The 13,749-nt window shown below is 57.1% G+C and carries 9 protein-coding genes; 3 read left to right on the top strand and 6 right to left on the bottom strand.

Annotated features, from left to right (window positions below; genetic code table 11):
* Positions 1-108: 108 nt before the first annotated feature.
* The 3 genes from LH23_RS02520 to pepA form a co-directional block, all read right to left on the bottom strand.
* Positions 109-2,964 carry a valine--tRNA ligase gene (locus LH23_RS02520; RefSeq protein ID WP_039287966.1) on the bottom strand — a complete coding sequence of 952 codons (2,856 nt, stop codon included), beginning with the start codon at positions 2,962-2,964 and terminating at the stop codon, positions 109-111.
* 6 nt (positions 2,965-2,970) lie between these two features.
* Entirely contained in the window at positions 2,971-3,429 is a 459-nt protein-coding gene (locus LH23_RS02515; RefSeq protein WP_039287963.1) for a DNA polymerase III subunit chi, read from the bottom strand.
* Positions 3,430-3,543: 114 nt separating this feature from the next.
* Complete coding sequence (pepA, locus tag LH23_RS02510; RefSeq protein WP_008460793.1) at positions 3,544-5,055, bottom strand: leucyl aminopeptidase; 1,512 nt, start codon at positions 5,053-5,055, stop codon at positions 3,544-3,546.
* Between the two features lie 274 nt (positions 5,056-5,329).
* On the opposite strand from pepA, the gene lptF reads away from it, so the two are divergent.
* Both lptF and lptG read left to right on the top strand, forming a co-directional pair.
* Positions 5,330-6,430 (top strand): LPS export ABC transporter permease LptF, encoded by a 1,101-nt coding sequence (gene lptF, locus LH23_RS02505; RefSeq protein ID WP_039287959.1) that lies wholly within the window; start codon positions 5,330-5,332, stop codon positions 6,428-6,430.
* Positions 6,431-7,510 (top strand): LPS export ABC transporter permease LptG, encoded by a 1,080-nt coding sequence (lptG, locus tag LH23_RS02500; RefSeq protein WP_039287956.1) that lies wholly within the window; start codon positions 6,431-6,433, stop codon positions 7,508-7,510.
* 102 nt (positions 7,511-7,612) lie between these two features.
* Here lptG and LH23_RS02495 read toward each other — a convergent pair whose 3' ends face one another.
* Positions 7,613-8,842: an amino acid permease gene (locus LH23_RS02495; RefSeq protein ID WP_039287953.1), complete on the bottom strand. Its 1,230-nt coding sequence runs from the start codon at positions 8,840-8,842 to the stop codon at positions 7,613-7,615.
* 505 nt (positions 8,843-9,347) lie between these two features.
* Positions 9,348-10,850: a helicase HerA-like C-terminal domain-containing protein gene (locus tag LH23_RS02490; RefSeq protein WP_039287950.1), complete on the bottom strand. Its 1,503-nt coding sequence runs from the start codon at positions 10,848-10,850 to the stop codon at positions 9,348-9,350.
* A gap of 136 nt (positions 10,851-10,986) precedes the next feature.
* Between LH23_RS02490 and LH23_RS02485 the strand changes: the two genes are divergently transcribed.
* On the top strand, positions 10,987-12,627 hold the full coding sequence (locus LH23_RS02485; RefSeq protein ID WP_039287948.1) for a dihydroxyacetone kinase subunit DhaK: 1,641 nt from the start codon (positions 10,987-10,989) through the stop codon (positions 12,625-12,627).
* A 32-nt stretch (positions 12,628-12,659) separates the two neighbouring features.
* On the opposite strand, the gene ahr is transcribed toward LH23_RS02485, so the two are convergent.
* A complete protein-coding gene (gene ahr, locus LH23_RS02480; protein WP_039287945.1) occupies positions 12,660-13,679 on the bottom strand; it encodes an NADPH-dependent aldehyde reductase Ahr in 1,020 nt (339 codons plus the stop codon).
* Between the last annotated feature and the right edge of the window lie 70 nt (positions 13,680-13,749).

The following is a 13,749-nucleotide window of genomic DNA, read 5'->3' as shown; positions in this document are numbered from 1 at the left end:
AGGCTTAGGGAAGGATAAAAGCAGTTAATAGCACTTCATTACGGAGGGCGCAAGCTGGATAAAAAACGCCCCACACCGAAGTGCGGGGCGAATTATGCCAGGGGCTGATTACAGAGCGGCGATAACGGCCTGCTGCTCAATCAGCTTCGCTTTGGCGTCGGCAAAGCCTTCGAGACGCTCACGTTCTTTGGCGACAACGTCAGCCGGCGCGCGAGCGACAAAGCCTTCGTTGGACAGTTTGCCTTCGATCTTGCCGATTTCGATTTCGATCTTCGCCACTTCTTTCGCCAGACGCTCGATCTCCGCGGCTTTATCTACCAGACCGGCCATCGGGATCAGCAGCTCTGCGCCGTCGATAATTTTGGTCACGGAAACCGGACCTTTGTCATCGACTGGCAGGATGGTGATGCTTTCCAGGCGAGCCAGGTTCTGCAGGAAGGTGCGGTTTTCGCTCACGCGACGAATCGCTTCTTCACTGCAGCCGCGGAGCAACACATCCAGACGTTTGCTTGGGGCGATGTTCATCTCGGCGCGAATGTTACGCACCGCGGTGATCACGTCCTTCAGCCATTCGGTGTCTGCGAACGCTGCTTCATCAACCTGAGACGCATCGTAGGCCGGGAATGACTGCAGCATGATAGTGTCTGCGGTAATCCCTTTCAGCACTTTCACGCGCTGCCAGATGGTTTCGGTGATGAATGGAATGATCGGGTGCGCCAGGCGCAGCAGACCTTCCAGCACGTTCACCAGCGTATTGCGGGTGCCGCGCAGTTCCGCTTCAGAACCGCCGTTCATAACCGGCTTGGTCAGTTCCAGATACCAGTCACAGAACTGGTTCCAGGTGAACTCGTACAGGATGTTGGCGGCGATGTCGAAGCGGTAGCTGTCCAGCGCTTCACGGTACGCTTTCACGGTGCGGTTAAACTCGGCCAGGATCCAGCGATCGGCCAGAGACAGCACCATTTCGCCGCCGTTGAAGCCGCAATCCTGCTCTTCGGTGTTCATCAGCACGAAGCGGCTGGCGTTCCAAAGTTTGTTACAGAAGTTACGGTAGCCTTCCAGGCGCTTCATGTCCCAGTTGATGTCGCGGCCGGTAGAGGCCAGCGCCGCCAGGGTGAAGCGCAGGGCGTCGGTGCCGTGCGGCTCGATGCCGTTCGGGAACTGTTTCTCGGTGCGCTTGCGGATTTTCTCCGCCAGCTGCGGCTGCATCATGTTGCCGGTACGTTTCTCCAGAAGATCTTCCAGAGAGATGCCGTCCACCATGTCCAGCGGGTCGATAACGTTGCCTTTGGATTTGGACATCTTCTGGCCTTCGTCATCGCGAATAAGGCCGGTCATGTAGACGGTCTTAAACGGCACCTGCGGCTTGCCATCTTCATCTTTGATGAAGTGCATGGTCAGCATGATCATGCGGGCAATCCAGAAGAAGATGATGTCGAAGCCACTGACCATCACGCTGGTCGGGTGGAAGGTGCGCAGCGCTTCAGTGTTTTCCGGCCAGCCCAGGGTAGAGAAGGTCCACAGGCCAGAGGAGAACCAGGTATCCAGCACGTCTTCGTCCTGGTTCAACGCCACGTCGGCACCCAGGTTGTTTTCGGCGCGAACTTCCGCTTCGTTGCGGCCAACGTACACGTTGCCTTCCGCGTCGTACCAGGCCGGGATACGGTGACCCCACCACAGCTGACGGGAAATACACCAGTCCTGAATATCGCGCATCCAGGAGAAGTACATGTTTTCATACTGCTTAGGCACGAACTGGATGTCGCCCTGCTCAACGGCTTCTACCGCCACTTTTGCCAGCGGGGCGGTACGCACGTACCACTGGTCGGTCAGCATTGGCTCAATAACCACGCCGCCACGGTCGCCGTAAGGCACGGTCAGGTCGTGAGGTTTGATTTCATCCAGCAGGCCCATTTCGTCGAACTTCGCGACCACGGCTTTACGTGCCGCAAAGCGCTCCAGTTTCTGGAATTCAGCCGGGATATCGGAGGCGTAAACGGTGGACTCTTCGCCGTTGGTATCGAACACTTCTGCGGCTTCACGGATATCCCCGTCGAAGGTCAGAATGTTGATCATTGGCAGCTGATGGCGGCGGCCAACTTCGTAGTCGTTAAAGTCGTGCGCCGGGGTGATTTTCACGCAGCCGGTGCCTTTTTCCATGTCCGCGTGCTCGTCGCCCACGATAGGAATGCGGCGGTTAACCAGCGGCAGTACCACGAATTTACCAATCAGGTCTTTATAACGTGGATCTTCCGGGTTAACGGCCACGCCGGTATCACCGAGAACGGTTTCCGGGCGGGTGGTGGCGACGATCAGGTAATCTTTACCGTCTGCCGTTTTAGCGCCATCGGCCAGCGGGTAACGCAGGTGCCACATGGAGCCTTTGGACTCGCGGTTTTCAACTTCGAGATCGGAAATCGCGGTACGCAGTTTCGGGTCCCAGTTGACCAGGCGCTTGCCGCGGTAAATCAGGTCTTCTTTATAGAGACGGACGAACACTTCTTTCACCGCGTTGGACAGGCCTTCGTCCATGGTGAAGCGCTCGCGCTCCCAGTCTACGGAGTTACCGAGACGACGCATCTGACGGGTAATGGTACCGCCGGATTCTGCCTTCCACTGCCAGATTTTGTCGATAAACGCGTCGCGGCCGTAATCGTGACGGGTTTTACCTTCTTCGGCGGCGATTTTACGTTCTACAACCATCTGCGTTGCGATACCGGCGTGGTCGGTGCCCGCCTGCCACAGGGTGTTTTTGCCCTGCATGCGCTGGTAACGGATCATGGTATCCATGATGGTTTGCTGGAAGGCGTGACCCATATGCAAACTGCCGGTGACGTTCGGCGGTGGGATCATGATGCAGAAGCTTTCCTGGCTGGTGTCGCCATTCGGTTTGAAGTAGCCCTGCTGTTCCCAGTGCTCGTAAAGCGGCTGTTCGATATCTTGCGGGTTATATGTCTTTTCCATTGTCTGCTATGTCGTTCCCGGCGGGGTATAGGTCGCCGTAGTCAAGTGGAAACCGGCAACGCGGTACGCTTTGTAGCGTTCACGAGCCAGTTGTTTCTGGGATTCTTCGTAAGGTACGAAGTCTATCACTTCCAGGAAAGCGGTGGCAAAATCTGCGAACTGTGGCAGCAGGCTAATCAGCAAATCTCGAGGCGCGCTGCCGCGGCGCTGGGGCCATGCCAGTTCAACCGGTGCGCCGTAGCGCGGGCCTTCCCCAGCCAGATTGTGCGGGACGAATGCCTGAGCATCTCGCTGCCAGAGCGCTTCGTCGAGGCGAATCGCCTGCTGTTCGTTTTCGCAGGCGACCAGCACCCGCTTGCCTGCACGGAATCCATCCGCAGCCAGCTCGCACACCAGCTGTTCCACGGCACTCAGCCCTTCGGCATGGGTGTCGTTATCCAGCAGGTAAAACGTTGCGTTTTTCATGAGACCAGCTTGTTAAGTTGAATGTTGTTGCCCCTCACCCTAACCCTCTCCCAGAAGGGCGAGGGAAGCAAACGGCGTTTTATGCCCGTTCTGGGTGAGGGTAAAGCTTTACGCTTACTCTTCGCCGTTAAACCCGGAACGGTTCAACAGGAACTGAGACAGCAGGGCGACTGGGCGGCCAGTTGCGCCTTTTGCCTTGCCGGAACGCCATGCGGTACCGGCGATGTCCAGGTGAGCCCAGTTGTACTTGCGGGTAAAGCGCGACAGGAAGCACGCCGCAGTGATAGCCCCGCCAGGACGACCGCCAATGTTTGCCATATCGGCAAAGTTGGACTCCAGCTGTTCCTGATACTCGTCACCCAGTGGCAGGCGCCATGCGCGGTCACCGGCTTGCTCAGAGGCGCTGATAAGCTCGTGCGCCAGCGGATTGTGATTCGACATCAGGCCGGTGATGTGATGGCCAAGGGCGATCACGCAGGCGCCGGTCAGCGTTGCGACGTCGATAACCACTTCTGGCTCGAAGCGCTCAACGTAGGTCAGCACGTCACACAGGACCAGACGGCCTTCGGCATCGGTATTGAGCACTTCAACGGTCTGCCCTGACATCGTGGTCAGCACGTCACCCGGACGGTAAGCGCGCCCGCCAGGCATGTTTTCACAGCCAGCGAGTACGCCAATCACGTTCACCGGCAGGTTCAGCTCAGCAACCATGCGCATCACGCCGTACACGGAAGCCGCGCCGCACATGTCGTACTTCATCTCATCCATGCCTTCGGCAGGCTTGATGGAGATACCGCCGGAGTCGAAGGTTAAGCCTTTGCCAACCAGCACAATAGGACGAGCATCCGGGGAGGCATTGCCTTTATATTCAATCACCGACATCAGTGATTCGTTCTGCGAGCCTTCACCTACCGCGAGGTAGGAATGCATGCCCAGCTCTTTCATCTGCTGTTCGCCAATCACGCGGGTGACCACGTTTTTGCTGAACGAGTCCGCCAGTTGACGAGCCTGAGAGGCCAGGTAGGCGGCGTTACAGATGTTTGGCGGCATGTTGCCGAGATCCTTCGCGGCTTTGATGCCGGAAGCGATAGCCAGGCCGTGCTGAATGGCGCGCTCACCGCTGGTCAACTCACGACGAGTTGGCACGTTGAACACCATTTTACGCAGCGGGCGGCGTGGTTCGGTTTTGTTGGTTTTCAGCTGATCGAAGCTGTACAGCGTCTCTTTAGCTGTCTCAACTGCCTGGCGCACTTTCCAGTAGGTGTTGCGGCCTTTGACGTGCAGTTCGGTCAGGAAGCAAACCGCTTCCATTGAGCCGGTGTCGTTGAGCGTGTTGATTGTTTTCTGAATCACCTGCTTGTACTGGCGCTCATCAAGCTCGCGCTCTTTGCCGCAGCCAATCAGCAGAATGCGTTCAGACAGCACGTTCGGTACGTGGTGAAGCAATAAGGTTTGCCCTGGTTTTCCTTCCAGCTCACCACGGCGCAGAAGCGCGCTGATGTAGCCATCGCTGATTTTATCGAGTTGTTCTGCGATCGGGGACAGGCGACGCGGTTCAAAGACTCCCACAACGATGCAGGCACTACGCTGTTTCTCGGGGCTACCGCTTTTTACACTGAACTCCATGCACTACGCTCCTGAATCTTAAAGACAACGGCGGGGGCTACAGGCTAAAATTGCAAGCTTGAGTAACTCATCTCCGCTGTTGCGATGACTTCGTGTTAATCTTAACGAATGGATTTACGTTTTCTCTTGTGTCTGAACATCGTCCCGTAATGCGAGTTCGCCGGGCTATGTAATCTTAGCGATGTTTTCGACGATTAAAGAGAATAAATGACGTATAAGCGATGAAACAAGCGATTTTCCTGCAAAAAGACTCGTTTCTACAGGTGTATTTAATGTGATTATCATAAAGTATCTGGTTCGGGAGACGCTTAAGAGCCAGCTGGCGATCCTTTTCATCTTGCTGCTGATTTTCTTTGCTCAGAAGCTGGTCAGGATCCTCGGTGCTGCTGCCGACGGCGAAATTCCGACAAATCTGGTGTTATCTTTGCTGGGTTTAGGTGTGCCAGAGATGGCGCAGCTAATCCTTCCCCTGAGCCTTTTCCTCGGCTTACTGATGACGCTCGGCCGCTTGTACACCGAGAGTGAAATCACGGTAATGCATGCCTGCGGTCTGAGTAAAGCAGTACTGGTCAAAGCCGCGATGGTTCTCGCACTCTTCACCGGTATTGTGGCCACCGTAAACGTGATGTGGCTGAACCCGTGGTCCGCTCGTCATCAGGACGAAGTGCTGGCTGAAGCCAGAGCTAACCCTGGCATGGCAGCCCTGGCGCAAGGGCAGTTCCAGGTCGCGACTAACGGCAGCGCGGTGTTGTTTATCGAAAGCGTACAGGGGAAAGAGTTTAAAGATGTCTTCCTCGCTCAGGTACGTCCGAAGGGCAGTACTCGCCCTTCCGTTGTGGTCGCGGACTCTGGCCAAATCTTCCAGCGCCCGGACGGCACGCAGATCGTGAAGTTGAACACTGGTACCCGTTTTGAAGGCACCTCGGCGCTGCGCGATTTCCGCATTACAGATTTTAAAGATTATCAGGCCGTGGTGGGGCATCAGGCGGTGATGCTCGATCCCTCCGATATCAGCCAGATGAGCATGACCGAACTGTGGAAGAATCCTGAGCCCTCCGCGCGCGCCGAGCTGCACTGGCGCCTGACGCTCATCATGTCGGTGGTGATTATGGCGCTGATGGTGGTGCCGCTGAGCGTGGTGAACCCGCGTCAGGGGCGCGTGCTGTCGATGCTTCCAGCGATGCTGCTCTATCTGGTCTTCTTCCTGCTGCAAAGCTCTTTGCGCTCCAGCGGGGCAAAGGAAAAGCTGGATCCGATGATTTGGATGTGGGCGGTCAACCTGGCGTATCTGGCGCTGGCCGTTGTCCTGAACCTGTGGGATACGGTACCTATGCGCAAAGTGCGTGCCCGCTTTAGCTACAAAGGAGCGGCTTAAATGTTTGGCGTACTTGACCGTTATATCGGTAAAACCATCTTAAACACCATCATGATGACGCTGTTTATGCTGGTGTCGCTGTCGGGGATCATTAAGTTCGTTGACCAGTTGAAGAAAACGGGTCAGGGCTCTTACTCCGCGTTGGGCGCGGGGATGTACACCCTGCTCAGCGTGCCAAAAGATGTTCAGATCTTCTTCCCGATGGCCGCGTTATTAGGCGCGCTGCTGGGGTTGGGGATGCTGGCTCAGCGCAGCGAGCTGGTGGTGATGCAGGCGTCCGGTTACACCCGGATGCAAATCGCCTCTTCGGTGATGAAAACCGCGATTCCGCTGGTTCTATTGACGATGGCAATCGGCGAGTGGGTTGCCCCTCAGGGGGAGCAAATGGCGCGTAACTACCGTGCGCAAATGCTGCTTGGCGGCTCATTGCTGTCCACCACCAACGCCATTTGGGCGAAAGACGGCCATGACTTCGTCTATATCGATCACGTCAACAGCGAAACAGAAATTGCTGGCATCATGATTTACCATTTCAACGGTGAGCGCCGCCTGCTTTCTGTTCGCAATGCCGCGGCGGCGAAGTATGACGCCGAGCATAAAGTCTGGCGTCTGTCGCAGGTTGACGAATCAAATCTCTCCGATCCAAAGCAGATCACTGGGTCGCAAACCGTGAGCGGGGAATGGAAAACCAACCTGACGCCTGACAAGCTTGGTGTGGTTGCGCTTGATCCTGACTCGCTGTCGATCAGTGGGCTTTATGGTTACATCAAGTACCTGAAAACCAGCGGCCAGGATTCCCGGCGCTACCAGCTAAATATGTGGAGCAAGATTTTCGCCCCGGTCTCGGTGGCGGTAATGATGCTGATGGCGCTGTCGTTCATCTTTGGCCCGCTGCGAAGCGTGCCGATGGGCGTGCGAGTGGTGACGGGGATAAGCTTTGGTTTTATCTTCTACGTGCTGGACCAGGTGTTTGGCCCGCTCACACTGGTGTACAACATTCCGCCGATTCTGGGGGCGCTGCTGCCTAGCGTGACCTTCCTGCTGATCAGCCTCTGGATGCTGACGAAAAGAGCGGGATAAGTTAACCCTCACTCTAACCCTCTCCCTATAAGGGAGAGGGGATCTGACTGATACTCTTCTGCTTTTCTTGCCTTTTGCCTCTTTCCCTCTCGAAGAGGGAACTCAGTGAATAAACATCACCGACACACACAAAATCCCGATAATTAGCGTCAGCAGATTAGCCAGAGAACGCCACGGCTTAAGCGCGGGCACCAGGTAGGTCGACAGCGTTGGCATAATAAAGAGGATCAGGGCGATAAGCGGCCCGCTGATGGCGTAAATCATCGCCAGCGCATTTGGGTTGATGTAACACACCACGAAGGTCAGCAGTGAAATCAGGGTAATAGACAGCGCCCGGCAGAAAGCCCGGCTTCGGCTCATACCCGCCGCACCCAGCGAGGACTTAACTATCGCCGTCGCCCCTTCAATCACCCCGAAATAGGTGCCGAGGAAGGACTTAGACATCGCCACAATCGCGACGACAAAGCCTGAAATGCCCAGCCAGGCGGGCGTGCCCGGCACCATCGACAGCGCGGACAGAATCGTCAGGCCCTGAGCCTTCGCGGCGGTAATATCCTGAGCCGGAATCGACAGGAAGCAGCTAAACACGAAGAACAACACGCTACAGCAAATCACAAAGTAAGCGACCCGCATGATTTTCTTGCTGTTATTCATCGCGCCTTCGCCGTGGCTTTCGCGTTGTGCGACGGCAAAAGTAGAGATAATCGGCGTGTGGCTGAAGGCGAAAACCATCACCGGAATCGACATCCAGATCTCACCTAGTGCGTGGCGGTCGAGGACTAAGCCCTCGGTCAGCAAAGACGTCTGCCAGCTGCTGGTCAAATAGAGGGATAAAAACAGGAAGTAGGCAATCAGCGGGAAAACCAGGAACCCCATCACTTTGATGGTCACCTGCCGCCCCATCAGGAAGATCAGGTTCAGTGCCGCAACCACGCCGAGGCTCACCAGCACTCTGATTGTGGTCGTAATCGGCCCATGCTTGGCCAGCTGTTCGATAAGCGAGTTGGTAATGGCGACGGCATAAATCAGGATCACCACGAAGAATGCGACGAAGTAGAGCCCGGTGATCAGGTTGCCGATCGTTTTGCCGTAGTAGTGGGTCACGGCGCTGGTGATACCGCCGCTGCCAGAGGTCTTTGCTGACAGGATAAACTGACACAATGCCCGGTGCGGCCAGTAGGTCAGCGGGTAGGCAATCAAGGCCGTGAGAAGGAGAACGATGGCCCCGGCGGAGCCGAGCTGAATGGGGAGAAAAAGGGTTCCTGCGCCAACGGCAGTACCATATAAGGCGAAACTCCACAAAGTTTCTTCTTTTGTCCAGAATTTGCGCATTATTTAATCTTTTCTTCTGACTGAGTTCCAAAAACCGGCGTAATCTAGCACAAAACAGACCTGGTGAGTCATGTGGCTGTTATTGCAGGGATTATTACCCTCACCCCGGCCCTCTCCCTGGAAGGGAGAGGGGGAAAGTGAAGAAGCGCCATGGGGCAGAGCGGAAAGAAAAATCCCCGCTCTCACATGGATAGACACAGACGGTAAAGCAGAAAAAGAAATGTCCCCTCTTTCTGGAAGGGAGAGGGGGAAAGTGAAGAAGTGCCAGGGGGCAGAGCGGAAAGAAAAATCCCCGCTCTCACATGGATAGGCGCAGACGGTAAAGCAGAAAAAGAAATGTCCCCTCTTCCTGGAAGAGAGAGGGGGAAAGTGAAGAAGTGCCAGGGGGCAGAGCGGAAAGAAAAATCCCCGCTCTCACATGGATAGGCGCAAACGGTAAAGCAGAAAAAGAAATGTCCCCTCTCCCTTGAGGGAGAGGGTTAGGGTGAGGGGGAAATCGCAGAACCTAGCGCTTACGCCCCCCCATAATACTGCCCAGCACGCCGCGAATAATCTGGTTCGTCACCTGCCGCGCCGCGCTCTTCGCCATCGTCTGCACCACGCCATCGCGCTTGCCGCCTCGTGGCCCGGTGCTGCCGAACAGAATATCCTTCAACCCGCCGAGAATACCGTCGTCCACCGCCACGCTCTGGCCTTTGGCTGGCGGCGCATCCTGCTGCTCTCCCGCAGACTGCACGCCTTTTTGCAGTATTTCGTAGGCCGATTCCCGGTCAATCACTTCGTCATACTTGCCGTACAGCGGCGAGTGATTCAGCAGGCCGTTACGCTCGTCGTCCGTCACCGGCCCCATGCGCGAACAGGGGGCGATCACCATCGCGCGCTCAACCATCGTCGGGCTGCCTTTGGCGTCGAGGAAGGAGATTAGCGCCTCACCGGTGCCCAGCTCCTGTATCGCCTTTTCGGTATCAAAAGCCGGATTCGCTCGCATGGTTTGCGCCGCTGCCTTCACCGCCTTCTGGTCTTTGGGCGTAAACGCGCGCAGGGCGTGCTGGACGCGGTTACCCAGTTGGCCAAGCACAATGTCCGGCACATCGGCAGGGTTTTGCGTCACGAAGTACACGCCGACGCCTTTGGAGCGGATCAGGCGGATCACCTGCTCGATTTTATCCAGCAGAACCTGCGGGGCGTCGTTAAACAGCAGGTGCGCTTCGTCAAAGAAAAACACCAGCTTCGGCTTGTCGAGATCGCCCGCTTCCGGCAGCTGTTCGTAAAGCTCGGACAGCATCCACAGCAGGCTGGCGGCGTACAGCTTCGGCATCTGGTAGAGCTTTTCCGCCGACAGAATATTGATGATCCCTTTGCCGTTTGAATCGGTGCGCATCCAGTCTTTGATGTCTAGCATCGGCTCGCCGAAGAAATACTCCGCGCCCTGCTGCTCAAGAGAAAGCAGCCCGCGCTGGATGGCGCCGACGGAAGCGCTGCTGATATTGCCGTACTGCGTCTGGAAAGCTTTGGCGTTATCGCCGATGTATTGAGTCAGGGCGCGCAGGTCTTTAAAGTCCAGCAGCGGCAGGCCCTGGTCGTCTGAAATGCGGAAAATGATTTGCAGCACGCCGCTTTGCACGTCGTTCAGGTTCAACAGCCGCGCCAGCAGCAAAGGCCCGAGATCGCAGACGGTGGCGCGCACCGGATGGCCTTTCTCGCCGAATATATCCCACAGCACTACCGGGTTGCCGTGTGGCGACCAGTCCGTCACGCCGATATTAGCAAGCCTGGCGAGCAGCTTCTCAGACTCGGCACCTTCTTCGGCCACGCCGGTTAAATCTCCCTTCACGTCGGCCATAAACACCGGCACGCCAATCTCTGAGAAGGACTCAGCCAGCTTCTGCAGCGTCACGGTTTTGCCCGTCCCGGTTGCGCCGGTGATTAACCCGTGGCGGTTCGCCATGTTGGGCAGAATATGCAGTTCAGTCTCTTTAGTTCTGGCAATCAGCAGTGGTTCAGTCATGAGCGTTTCCCTGTGGCAACATTTGTCTAAAGCATAGCCTTCCGCACGAATTGAGCATCAGGATCTTCCCATGTTTACCCCCTCGGCCCGGCGAAGGTCTATGCTTGGCAGATCTCTTACACAACCTGGGAAAGCTATGTCCAGATTCTTTTATAACGATCGCAAGCAGTTGGTTAACGATGCCATCGAAGGCGTCATTGTCAGTTCCCGCTACCGCAACCTTGTGCGGCTGGATATCGACCCGGCCATCCGCGTGGTGACCCGCAGCGACTGGGACAAAAGCAAAGTGGCGATCATTTCCGGCGGCGGTTCCGGCCATGAACCTGCGCACGTGGGCTTTGTCGGCAAAGGGATGCTGACCGCGGCGGTGTGTGGCGACCTGTTTGCCTCCCCGAGCGTCGATGCGGTGCTGAATGCGATCGTCGGCGTGACCGGGGATCGCGGCTGCCTGCTGATCGTCAAAAACTACACCGGCGACAGGCTGAACTTTGGTCTTGCCGCCGAGAAAGCCAAAAAGCACGGCCTGAAGGTCGAGATGGTGATCGTCGGCGACGACATCTCGCTGCCGGACAACAAACAGCCGCGCGGTATTGCCGGCACGGCATTAGTCCATAAAATTGCGGGCCATGCCGCAGAGCAGGGCAAATCTCTCTGCGACGTGCGGGACATCGCGCAGAAAGCCTGCGACAGCATTGCCAGCATGGGCGTGGCGATGCAAACCTGCAACCTGCCGGGCAGCGAAGAAGAAGAAGGGCGCATTAAGGGCGGACACGTCGAGCTTGGGCTGGGTATTCACGGCGAGCCGGGTGCCAGCACGGTGGACACACAAAACAGCAAAGAAGTGATTGCCACGCTGGTGAAGCACCTGCGTGAAGCGACAGGCAAAGAGAGCGACCTGGCGGTGCTGATCAACAACCTCGGCGGCGTTTCCTCGCTAGAGATGGCGCTGCTGACCAAAGAGCTGATGCATTCGGATCTCGGTTCACAGATCAAGTATCTGATTGGCCCCGCGCCGCTGGTCAGCGCCCTGGACATGAAAGGCTTCTCGCTCTCTGCCATCAAGTTGAACCCGGACTTTATTCAGGCGCTGGAATCCGAGGTGGAAACCGCAGGCTGGCAGCCGATGGTGAAATACCACAAGATGCCGGAGCAGAAGCAGGCGGTTATCCGTGAAGACCACGCGGTAAAACCGTCTGCCAACGATGAGGTGAAAGCGCTGGTCGCAAGCGTGACCCAAACGCTGATCGCCCAGGAGAACCACCTCAACGCGCTGGACGCCAAAGTGGGCGACGGCGATACCGGCTCAACCTTTGCCGAAGGTGCGCGCGACATCGCCAACCTGAACGACAAAGGCAAGCTGCCGCTGAACGACGCCGCCTCGCTGCTGGGGTTGGTGGGCGAGCGGCTGGCAACGGTGATGGGCGGCTCCAGCGGCGTGCTGATGTCGATCTTCTTCACCGCCGCCGGGCAAAAAGTCAGTGAGAAGCAGCCGCTGGCGGAGTCCCTGCTGTTTGGCCTGGCACAGATGAAGCGCTATGGCGGGGCGGATTTGGGCGACAGAACGTTAATCGACGCCCTGCAGCCGGCGCTGGAAGCGCTGAGGGATAAAGACCTGAACGCCGCCGCGAAGGCCGCAGAGAAGGGCGCGGATGACACGGCGAAGATGCAAAAAGCCAACGCCGGGCGCTCGTCCTATGTGAACAGCGACAACCTCGATGGGGTGAAAGATCCCGGAGCTGTTGCCGTCGCTGCGGTGTTTGCCGGGCTGGTGAAGTAATTAAAAAGGCTCCCTCGGGAGCCTTTCTTACATCAGAAATCCGCCTTTAATACCACGCGGTAGCGGGCTTTGCCGTCACGCACATGCTGGATGGCTTCGTTGATTTTCGACATCGGGTACAGCTCGATCTGCGGCTGAACCTTCGCCCGGCTAACCAGCTTCATCAACGAACGCAGCTCGTGCGGAGAGCCGGTTGCCGACCCGGAAAGGCTGCGGTCGCCGCCGATCAGCGTGCCGGAGCGGATCTGGAACGGTTTCATCACCGCGCCCACGGTGTGGAACGTGCCGCTGTAGGCCAGCGCTTCGAAATAGGGCTGCCACTCGAGGTCAACGCTGACGGTATTGATGATCAGATCAAACTGACCTGCCAGCGCGGTTAACGCGGCCGGATCGCGGCTGTTCACCACTTTATCCGCGCCCATCGCCAGCACTTCTTCTTTTTTGGATGGGTTAGAACTGAACGCCGTCACCTCGCAGCCCATAGCATGCAGCAGCTTGATGGCGATATGCCCAAGGCCGCCGATGCCGATCACGCCCACGCGGCTGGTGGCGGTTATGTGGTGCATCAGCAGCGGTTTAAACACCGTGATGCCGCCGCACAGCAGCGGCCCGGCGGATTCTATGTCAATGGAGTCCGGCAGCGGGATCGCCCATTGCCAGTCCACGCGAATTTTATCGGCGAAGCCGCCACGGTTCACGATGGTCGGCACGCTGCCTTCCTGGCAGTTTATCTGGCTGCCGCTGATACACGCATCGCAGTGGCCGCAGCTTCTCGCCGTCCAGCCGATGCCCACGCGTTGGCCGACTTTGAGCCCTTTGTTTTGTGCCGCCGATCCCAGCGCGTGCACGCGGCCAATCACCTCATGCCCGGCGACCAGCGGATACTGCGAGAAACCCCATTCGTTGTCGATCATCGACAAATCCGAATGGCAGATGCCGCAGTACTCGACTTTAACCTCGACATCTTCCGGCAGCAGATCGCCCGCGTCGAAATCCTGAAGCGCCAGCTCCGCACCGGCCTTTGGCGCGGCATAACTTTTGATAACAGACATCGCTCTTCCTCCATATTGGCTCTGCAACCAGTGTAGAACATTGGATGGAGGAGCGACCTGGTGGAATGTG

The organism is Cedecea neteri (genome assembly GCF_000758305.1).
GTDB lineage: Bacteria > Pseudomonadota > Gammaproteobacteria > Enterobacterales > Enterobacteriaceae > Cedecea > Cedecea neteri_C.
Note: the sequence above shows the minus strand (reverse complement) of the source record. Positions and strands in the feature narration are given on the sequence as shown.

What these genes read in the sequence shown, in the direction of transcription:
- LH23_RS02520 (WP_039287966.1), bottom strand. Translation starts at nt 2,964, where the DNA reads ATGGAAAAGACATATAACCCGCAAGATATCGAACAGCCGCTTTACGAG.
- LH23_RS02515 (WP_039287963.1), bottom strand. Translation starts at nt 3,429, where the DNA reads ATGAAAAACGCAACGTTTTACCTGCTGGATAACGACACCCATGCCGAA.
- pepA (WP_008460793.1), bottom strand. Translation starts at nt 5,055, where the DNA reads ATGGAGTTCAGTGTAAAAAGCGGTAGCCCCGAGAAACAGCGTAGTGCC.
- lptG (WP_039287956.1), top strand. Translation starts at nt 6,431, where the DNA reads ATGTTTGGCGTACTTGACCGTTATATCGGTAAAACCATCTTAAACACC.
- LH23_RS02495 (WP_039287953.1), bottom strand. Translation starts at nt 8,842, where the DNA reads ATGCGCAAATTCTGGACAAAAGAAGAAACTTTGTGGAGTTTCGCCTTA.
- LH23_RS02490 (WP_039287950.1), bottom strand. Translation starts at nt 10,850, where the DNA reads ATGACTGAACCACTGCTGATTGCCAGAACTAAAGAGACTGAACTGCAT.
- LH23_RS02485 (WP_039287948.1), top strand. Translation starts at nt 10,987, where the DNA reads ATGTCCAGATTCTTTTATAACGATCGCAAGCAGTTGGTTAACGATGCC.
- ahr (WP_039287945.1), bottom strand. Translation starts at nt 13,679, where the DNA reads ATGTCTGTTATCAAAAGTTATGCCGCGCCAAAGGCCGGTGCGGAGCTG.